We start from the raw sequence: 7,223 nt of genomic DNA, 5'->3' as shown, positions 1-7,223 counted from the left end.
TGCGGCGGCGCCACGCGCGCCGACAGCGTGCTCGGCGGCCTGCGCGCGATCGCCGGCGAGGCGGCGGCGGGCGACTGGGTGCTGGTCCACGACGCCGCGCGTCCCTGCCTGGCGCCCTGGCATGTCGACAAGCTGGTGCGCGAGCTCGCCCACGACGAGGTCGGCGGGCTGCTGGCGGTGCCGGTGGCCGACACCCTCAAGCGCGCCGACGAGCACCGCCACGTCTGCGAGACCGTGCCGCGCGACAGCCTGTGGCAGGCGCAGACGCCGCAGATGTTCCGCTACGCCATGCTGCGCCGCGCGCTGGAGGGCGCGCGCGAGGTCACCGACGAGGCCAGCGCGATCGAGGCCGCGGGCCTGCGTCCGCGCCTCGTGCAGGGGGACGCCACCAACCTGAAGGTCACCTTTCCGCTCGACCTGCACCTGGCCGAGTGGATCCTCAAGAACCGCGAGGGCCACAACGCATGAGCATCCCCTTCATCCCCTTTCGCATTGGCCAGGGCTTCGACGTGCACGCCCTGGTCCCCGGCCGGGCGCTGATCGTCGGCGGCGTCACCATCCCCTTCGAGCGCGGCCTGCTCGGGCATTCGGACGCCGACGTGCTGCTGCACGCGGTGACCGACGCGCTGCTCGGCGCCGCCGGGCTGGGCGACATCGGCCGGCTCTTCCCCGACACCGACCCGGCCCACGCCGGTGCCGACAGCCGCGTGCTGCTGCGCGAGGCCTTCGCGCGCGTGCGCGCCGCGGGCTGGGAGGTGGTGAATATCGACGCCACGCTGATCTGCAAGGCGCCGCGCATCCTGCCGCACGCGCCGGCGATGGTGGCCAACCTCGCCGCCGACCTCGACATGGACGCAGCGGCGATCAACATCAAGGGCAAGACCACCGAGAAGCTCGGTTTCACCGGGCGGGGGGAGGGCATCGCCGCGCAGGTGGTCGCGCTCATCGCGCGGGCGGGGCAGGGCTGAGCAAGGCGCGTCATGGCGATGGCCGGTGCGGACGGGAAGACGAGGCATGGCTGAGGCGGGCGCGAGCCCGAGCGCAGGCGCGGGCGGTGGCGGAGGCGTGGGCGCAGGCGGAAGTCCGAAGCCGGCCGCAGCGAAGGATGGCGTGGACGGAGGCACGGACTCGGGCGAGGGCGGGGGCGGGGCCGCAAGACAGGAGCCGGGGCTGCGGCTCTTCTTCGCGTTGTGGCCGGACTCGGCCACCAGCGCCGCGCTGCATGCGCGCGCACGGGCGCTGCACTTAGAGTGCGGCGGTCGCGCGATGCGCCGCGACACCATCCACCTGACCCTGGCCTTTCTCGGCGACACGCCGGCGCGGGAGGTGGAGCGCCTGCAGGCGCTGGCTGCGCAGGTCGAGGGGGAGAGCTTCGCGCTCGCGCTCGACCGCGTCGGGAGCTGGAAGCGCAACCGCGTCCTGTGGGCCGGACCGTCCATCGTGCCGCCGGCGCTGGCCGCGCTCGCGCAGGACCTGGAAGCCCGCCTGCGCGCTGCCGGCTTTGCGCTCGAGGAGCGCGCCTTCTCCCCGCATGTCACGCTGGTGCGTAACGCCCGCGTCGCGCCCGCCGAGGCACCGCTGCCGCCCCTGCGCTGGAGGGTGGCCAGCTTCGTTCTCGTCGCCTCCGAGCGCAGCGCCGCCGGCGCGCGCTACCGGGTGATCGGGCGCTGGCCGCTGAAGCAGCGCGGGTGATGTCCACTCGCCGTATTCGCGCCTGCCGGCACTCCTACAGAAACCGGCGCGCTTCCGTCCAATGTAGGAGCGCCGGCGGGCGCGAAAGCGGCGGCGGGGCAAGCGGCTATGTCGCCATTCCGCAAGCCCGATTCGCGGCTGCCGCCGCTCCTGCGTAAAACCGGAGCCGTGATGGTTCATGTGGAGCGGCGGCAGCCGCGAATGGGCGGTGCGGGGTCGACGGGCTTCGATTCGAGCCTGCCGGGACGCCAGGCTGCGCGTGTATAATTCGCGCCGCTTCGCTTGTTCGGGTGTGTGCGGGGATGGCGGAATTGGTAGACGCACTGGATTTAGGTTCCAGCGCCGCAAGGCGTGAGAGTTCGAGTCTCTTTCCCCGCACCAGGGTTTTCGATCAGGCACAGCACGAACGCGCGCTGCAAGGTGCCTGGTCGAACGTTCGAGGGTGATTTACCCCATCAAGCTCCACAGCTAAAACAGCGAGAATATGTGTTATGTAAACTACAATTCAGACCACAGCAGCCTCATCCGACGCATGCGTTGGTGCAGTACCAGGGCACCCCAGCGCCGTGAGCAGCCTGGCGACGCCGCCCCACATCGATCCCCTACCCCTTCACGCACACCACCTGCTTCAAGGTATGCAGGATCTCGGTCAGGTCGCGCTGGTTGGCCATCACTTCATCGATGTCCTTGTACGCCCCGGGAATCTCATCGACCACGCCCTTGTCCTTGCGGCAGATCACCCCTTCGGTCTGGCGTGCGAGGTCGGCCTCGGTGAAGCGTTTGGTCGCCGCCGTGCGGCTCATGCGCCGGCCGGCGCCGTGCGCGCTGGAACAGAAACTCTCCGCCTTGCCCTTGCCGCGCACGATGTAGCTGCGCGCGCCCATGCTGCCGGGGACGATGCCGAGCTCGCCCTCCCCCGCACGGATCGCGCCCTTGCGCGTCACCCACACGTCGGCGCCGTAGTGGTGCTCGCGGGCGACGTAGTTGTGGTGGCAGTTCACCGCCTCGGTGGTGACGGTAAAGGGCGGCAGGTGGCGCGCCAGCCCCGTGAGCACGAGATCGAGCATCGCCTGGCGATTGGCCATCGCGTACTCCTGCGCCCAATGCACCGCCTCGACATAGTCGGCGAAGTGCTCGCTGCCCTCGGCAAAGTAGGCCAGATCGCGATCGGGGAGGTGGATCATGTGGCGCGCCATGTCCTTCCTCGCCAGCTCGATGAAGTACGTCGCGATGGCGTTACCGATGCCACGGCTGCCCGAATGCAGCATCACCCAGACCTGCTCGTACTCGTCCAGGCAGACCTCGATGAAGTGGTTGCCGCCCCCGAGCGTGCCCATCTGGTTGGCCCACTTGGAGAACTTGCCGAAGGCCTTGAGCAGTTGCGGATGGCGGTCGGTCAGCGCCTTGAGGCCGGGCTCGAAGGGGCGCACCGCGTCGACCAGCACCCGACCGTCCGCGTGCTGGTCTCGACCGACCGGCACATCGCGGCTGATCTGATCGAACACCTTCTTCAGGCGCTTCTCATCGATGTCGTTCGCGGTGAGCGACAGCCGCGCGGCGACCATGCCGCAGCCGATGTCGACGCCCACCGCTGCCGGGATGATCGCCTGATGGGTGGCGATCACCGAGCCGATCGTCGCGCCGATGCCGAGATGCACGTCGGGCATGGCGGCCACGTGGTGGTGGATGAACGGCAGGCTCGCGATGTTGGCGAGCTGCGCCTTCGAGCCTTCGTCGATGTCGTCGGTCCAGATCCTGACGGGCATGCGCTGGGTGCGGATGGCTTCTTTAATCGGCATGGCGTTTCCCTTTTCCTGCAGGATCTGCACAGAGCGGGTGACCGTCACGCGCCGTCGGGCTCCTGCATCCACGCCGGGATGTCCCGCTGGCCGTGCAACACACGCCACACATCGATGTGGTCCGGCCGCTCGACATAGAACACGAGGTACGGGTAGCGCGTCAGCGACCACGCGCGCAGCCCCGGCAGGTTGAGTTCATGAGCGTAGCGTGGCGAGCCGGTGGCCGGCTGGCGACCAAGGTGCCGGTAAGCCTTCTCCAGCGCATCGATGAACCCGAACGCCACGGCCTCGCTGGCTTCGTTCAGATAGTAGGCAACGGCCTCGTCCACATCCCCGTTGGCCTGCTCACGCGGGATGGCCGGCTTGACCCTCACCCCTGAGCGCGGGCTTTGGCGCCCTTGCGCACCCGGTCACGCAGGCCCTCGAAGTAGCTGGTGTCGGCGGGGGCCGCCGGGGCCGAGGCTGCTCCGGCCAACAGCAAGTTACGGAGTTGCTGGCGATCCTGATCCCTGCGGATCAATTCTCGCACGTACTCGCTGCTCGTTCCGTAGCCACGTTGGCTGACCTGTTCGTCCACGAAGGATTTCAGGGCATCGGGGAGGGAAATGTTCATCGTGCTCATGGCGAAAGTGTGGGTTGTTTGCCAAAATTTGGCAATACCCGTACTCCACCCTACCGAGAGAAGGTGCCCATCCCCAACGCGAACAACTGCCTGCGCGCATCGAGGACATCTCGACCAAGCAGTCGACACGGGGAGCCCGCCAGCGCGTGACTTCTCGCCGCCCCCGAGTTTGACCGCTCCAAGCCAGTACAACGCTCCTTCAAACTCGCCAGTGGGCTGATAGCATCGCGCCGTCTCCTCAGCTTGCCTGGCCGATTCACCATGCCCCCACTCCCCCTTCCGACACCGCCCGCAGACAGCCGGGGAACGCGCGCCGCGCTGATCTTCGCGCTCACCGCCGAGCGCCTGTCGATCCACTACGAACACGGCCAGTGGCTCACCGAGGCCCAGGGCGCGAGCTTCATCGCCGACTGGCTCCGGCGCAGCGAGCGCGCACTGCCACTGGCGGAGCGCCGCCAGCTCTCCGCGCTCAGCGACGGCCTGGCGCGACAGATCGCCGGCTCGCTGTCACGGGAAGCGGGCCTCTACACCACGCACGAGATGATGGAGGCGCTCGATCCGAACTACGACTCGGCGTTGGCGCGCTCGATGATGGACGAGTGCGCGCGGCTGCTGGACGTTGATTGATGCATCCCCGGCCGGCGCCCAGGCATCCTGGCAGCTGCGCCTTCGACGCGCGCCGGTTTGTTCTCGTGATCGCCATGGGCGGATGAGCGGAGTCTTTCGATCCGCCGTCTTGTCATTTTCAGCGGCACCATCCAGGCTGGATAGCGCCGAAACGTGCATTTCCCGGATCGACGCCGCGAACGGCAACGTCTGGGTCGATCTCAGTCACAATCTTTCTATTACGAAATTTCCGTGGATCGCCAGGATATGAACTATTCGATATATCTCCTGAATCCGTGTTGTCTTCAGCGCGTACCCGCTCCGCGAGCCCCAGCGCATGATTTTTCTGCTGCCTGACTCCCAATCTCAGCTCACCGCAGCCCCGAGCACCGTCCTTTCACGGCCCGGAGGCCCGGCGAGCCGGGCTTACGGGGGGTGCGCTACGTCATTTTCCTGCTCCCACGCGGCCGTCGCCCTTTCGCCGCAGCGAAATGGCCTCGATTCGGAGAATTCGGCCGTCGGATTTGCATCACGGCGAAGCCACCGCGCACAGTCGCGCCTGCACCGTGGTGAACACCTTCACATGCGCGGCGACGCCGCGTCCGAAGTCCAGCACCAGGCGGCGGGCGTGTTCGACGAACTTCGCCGCACGGTACATCACCTCCTGCAGCACTGTCTTGATGCGTCGGCGCTTGGCCGGGTGACGGATCGGCGAGAGCTCGCCGGTCAGCCCGAGTTGGCCGATCAGGCGCAGGCAGTTGTAGGCGAACGCGGCCAGATGCATGACCGCGTCGTTGGTGTCGAACTTGCCCGAGGGCAGGCGCTCGAGGTCCAGGTCGGTCTTGATCTCGGAGTGGAACTGCTCGTGCGTGCCGTGGTGCTTGTAGAGCTCGATCACGTCGGCCATCGCCACTTCGAGGCTGGTCCACCAGCCTTCGATCTCGATCTCGGGGGTCAGCAGGTGCTGGCCCTTCTTGTCGATCGTGCGCTCGGTCACCCGCACCACCAGACGCAGCGTGCGCTTGGCCTTCTTCCAGGCACGGTCGATCTTCAGGTCCAGCAGCCCCACCCGCTTGCCCGCGCGCACTTCCTCGAAGACGCCGGCGGCCTCGGCCCGGTCCACCCAGGCGGTCTTGTCCTGACGGCGCGGATTCCACTTGGTGAGGTAGTCGAACGAACGCCCCAGCGCTGCCCAGCGATCGCGCTCGTCGGCCAGCGCGAACAGCAGCCGGGCGCTGTCGAAGCCGCTGTCGGCCCGCCACAGCAGCTTCGCATCGGCCGCACACACCCGGCGCAGGCGCGGGAACGCGCGCTCGAAGAAATACTCGGTCTCCAGCGCCGAGTGGTGCGACCCCGCGCGCAGCTCCAGGCCGAGGTTCCAGCCCTCGTTGCCCAGGTACAGCGCGATCGGCGTGTAGCCATCGACGCCCTGGTAAGTGCGGCTGACCGCCTCCTTCTTGGTGTCGGAGTTGTCCATCACGAAGGTGTCCAGATCGGCGCAGACGTAGCCCTTGTGCGCCGTGATCGGCGCCTCGGTGCGCTCGAGCAGGCGCAGGCTCAGCTCGTCGGTCAGCTCGCGCAGCTCGGCCGCGCGGGCATCGAGCCGTTGGCGCATCCACACGCTGCCGGGCACCTTGGCGAGCCCGAGCGCTTCCTTGAAGAAGCGGTCGCCGCGAAACGGCTCGATCGCCTCGAAGTCGCTTTTGCCCAGGCTCAGCAGCCCCACCACCGACTTGACCAGGTCCGAGCTCCGCATACCCTGCGACACCGGCAGCCTCGGGTCGATCACCGCCTCGACCTGTGCCGCCTGGCAGCACTGCCCGATCAACGCCAGGCCCGAGTAGGACGTCAGATTGAGCTTGGCGGATTGCTTGACTTCGAAGCGCGGCATGGTCGGTTGGGTGAAAGGCTCGGATGCGTAATTATACAATTACATCAATGCGTTAGGCTGGATTTCCGGCTAAGCGAACACGGATTCAGGTATCTCTCATCGACACTGAACGATCTGGCCGATGAACGCGAGGCGATCCGGAAAGCGCTCAGCGACGAATGCGTCGTGAAGCATAGTTACCTTGCCGGCGAGAAGGATCTGGTAAGCAGCTGCCTTGAGGACGTAGGGCGCTGCGATGCCTATTTTCTTGTCGTAGGCTTGCGTTACGGCTTCATCAGGGCCTCCGCACTCGGAATGCATTCTCCCTGATCGCATAAGCACCTGGAAATAGTCGTTCACATTCAACATCTTATGCACTCATCTTGTGGACCCTTCGAAAATCACGTCTACTCTCGTCTTTTGGGCGAAGAGCGTGAGTGCGACGCAGAGGGGTTCCCTGATGAGCTATCTGGACGAAATCGATGATCCGCGCAAGCCGAGCAACGGCACCTTGCACGACTTTCGGGAGATCCTGGTGATCCTGATCGCGGCCGTGCTCTCGGACTGCGACACGGTCGAGGACATCACCTTCTGGGCGCGCACCAAGGAGGCGTGGTTGCGCCGCTTCCTCGTG

At 66.9% G+C, this 7,223-nt stretch carries 10 protein-coding genes and 1 tRNA gene; 7 read left to right on the top strand and 4 right to left on the bottom strand.

Annotated features, from left to right (window positions below):
* From C667_RS18335 to C667_RS18320, 4 genes are all read left to right on the top strand, one after another.
* On the top strand, nucleotides 1-468 hold a 468-nt coding region (locus C667_RS18335), incomplete at its 5' end, for an IspD/TarI family cytidylyltransferase (RefSeq protein ID WP_004374519.1).
* Nucleotides 465-968, top strand: coding sequence for a 2-C-methyl-D-erythritol 2,4-cyclodiphosphate synthase (gene ispF / locus C667_RS18330; RefSeq protein ID WP_004374518.1), 504 nt, complete (start codon nucleotides 465-467; stop codon nucleotides 966-968). The genes C667_RS18335 and ispF, both read left to right, overlap by 4 nt.
* Nucleotides 969-1,110: 142 nt before the next feature.
* On the top strand, nucleotides 1,111-1,692 hold the full coding sequence (gene thpR, locus C667_RS18325) for an RNA 2',3'-cyclic phosphodiesterase (RefSeq protein WP_051174689.1): 582 nt from the start codon (nucleotides 1,111-1,113) through the stop codon (nucleotides 1,690-1,692).
* A gap of 296 nt (nucleotides 1,693-1,988) precedes the next feature.
* A tRNA-Leu gene (locus tag C667_RS18320) sits at nucleotides 1,989-2,073 on the top strand.
* Between the two features lie 221 nt (nucleotides 2,074-2,294).
* On the opposite strand, the gene C667_RS18315 is transcribed toward C667_RS18320, so the two are convergent.
* Genes C667_RS18315 through C667_RS18305 form a run of 3 tightly spaced genes read right to left on the bottom strand, consistent with a single transcriptional unit; the run spans nucleotide 2,295 to nucleotide 4,104 of the window.
* Nucleotides 2,295-3,491, bottom strand: coding sequence for an RtcB family protein (locus C667_RS18315; protein ID WP_039922144.1), 1,197 nt, complete (start codon nucleotides 3,489-3,491; stop codon nucleotides 2,295-2,297).
* A gap of 44 nt (nucleotides 3,492-3,535) precedes the next feature.
* Complete coding sequence (locus tag C667_RS18310; protein ID WP_004374509.1) at nucleotides 3,536-3,865, bottom strand: type II toxin-antitoxin system RelE/ParE family toxin; 330 nt, start codon at nucleotides 3,863-3,865, stop codon at nucleotides 3,536-3,538.
* On the bottom strand, nucleotides 3,862-4,104 hold the full coding sequence (locus tag C667_RS18305; RefSeq protein ID WP_245538495.1) for a type II toxin-antitoxin system ParD family antitoxin: 243 nt from the start codon (nucleotides 4,102-4,104) through the stop codon (nucleotides 3,862-3,864). Before C667_RS18305 ends, C667_RS18310 begins: the two co-directional genes overlap by 4 nt.
* A gap of 270 nt (nucleotides 4,105-4,374) precedes the next feature.
* Between C667_RS18305 and C667_RS18300 the strand changes: the two genes are divergently transcribed.
* Complete coding sequence (locus C667_RS18300; protein ID WP_004374504.1) at nucleotides 4,375-4,740, top strand: hypothetical protein; 366 nt, start codon at nucleotides 4,375-4,377, stop codon at nucleotides 4,738-4,740.
* A 508-nt stretch (nucleotides 4,741-5,248) separates the two neighbouring features.
* Here C667_RS18300 and C667_RS18295 read toward each other — a convergent pair.
* Nucleotides 5,249-6,610, bottom strand: coding sequence for an IS1380 family transposase (locus C667_RS18295; RefSeq protein WP_004357889.1), 1,362 nt, complete (start codon nucleotides 6,608-6,610; stop codon nucleotides 5,249-5,251).
* Here C667_RS18295 and C667_RS26850 point away from each other — a divergent pair.
* The gene (locus C667_RS26850) at nucleotides 6,587-6,919 is read left to right on the top strand and encodes a DUF4062 domain-containing protein (RefSeq protein WP_157302409.1); all 333 of its coding nucleotides are present in this window, start codon (nucleotides 6,587-6,589) and stop codon (nucleotides 6,917-6,919) included. The genes C667_RS18295 and C667_RS26850 overlap by 24 nt on opposite strands.
* A 130-nt stretch (nucleotides 6,920-7,049) precedes the next feature.
* Nucleotides 7,050-7,223 (top strand): ISAs1 family transposase (locus tag C667_RS25175; RefSeq protein WP_004374498.1); only part of this gene is annotated, 174 nt, incomplete at its 3' end.

Source organism: Thauera phenylacetica B4P, assembly GCF_000310225.1.
Lineage (GTDB): Bacteria > Pseudomonadota > Gammaproteobacteria > Burkholderiales > Rhodocyclaceae > Thauera > Thauera phenylacetica.
Note: the sequence above shows the minus strand (reverse complement) of the source record. Positions and strands in the feature narration are given on the sequence as shown.

Coding starts and splice junctions, on each gene's coding strand:
- C667_RS18300 (WP_004374504.1), top strand. CDS start 4,375: ATGCCCCCACTCCCCCTTCCGACACCGCCCGCAGACAGCCGGGGAACG.
- C667_RS18305 (WP_245538495.1), bottom strand. CDS start 4,104: ATGAACATTTCCCTCCCCGATGCCCTGAAATCCTTCGTGGACGAACAG.
- C667_RS18315 (WP_039922144.1), bottom strand. CDS start 3,491: ATGCCGATTAAAGAAGCCATCCGCACCCAGCGCATGCCCGTCAGGATC.
- C667_RS18295 (WP_004357889.1), bottom strand. CDS start 6,610: ATGCCGCGCTTCGAAGTCAAGCAATCCGCCAAGCTCAATCTGACGTCC.
- ispF (WP_004374518.1), top strand. CDS start 465: ATGAGCATCCCCTTCATCCCCTTTCGCATTGGCCAGGGCTTCGACGTG.